We start from the raw sequence: 511 nt of genomic DNA on the forward strand, positions 1-511 counted from the left end.
CATAAACGGTGGAAGTAAAAATGAGAGACGTTAAAAGGAGGGTTCTTAGCATTATGGATTCTCGATTTAGCGATAATTGACCGTAGAATAAAGCTTCCCCCAAGGGGAAGCTCAATGATCAAAATCAATCTAAAGCAGAGATTTAAGGCTCGATAGGAAGGTTTGAATATCTTCAGCAGAGATGTCTTTGTGTGTGACAAAGCGAATTGGGTTTCCTGGGCTGATGATGATGTTTTGTTGCTTGAGTTGCTCCGCGATGCTTTGGATATCGACTTTAGCATCCAACTTAGCAAACACAATGTTGGTTTGAACGAAGTCAGGATTTACCGAGAAACCCGGTAGTTCAGCTAAACCTTCCGCCAATGCTTTTGCATTGATGTGATCTTGCTTTAACTGCGCGACTTGTTCCGTGATCGCCAGTTTACCTGCTGCCGCTAGAATGCCCGCCTGACGCATTCCGCCGCCGACCATCTTTCTTAAACGGCGAGCTTTCGCTATGTATTCCTTGCTG

At 44.8% G+C, this 511-nt stretch carries 1 protein-coding gene; it reads right to left on the reverse strand.

The window, feature by feature from the left end:
- Nucleotides 1-129: 129 nt before the first annotated feature.
- The coding region (locus tag R8O11_RS31430; RefSeq protein ID WP_318195418.1) for a beta-eliminating lyase-related protein at nucleotides 130-511 on the reverse strand (382 nt) is incomplete at its 5' end.

Source organism: Vibrio sp. 1288, assembly GCF_033344475.1.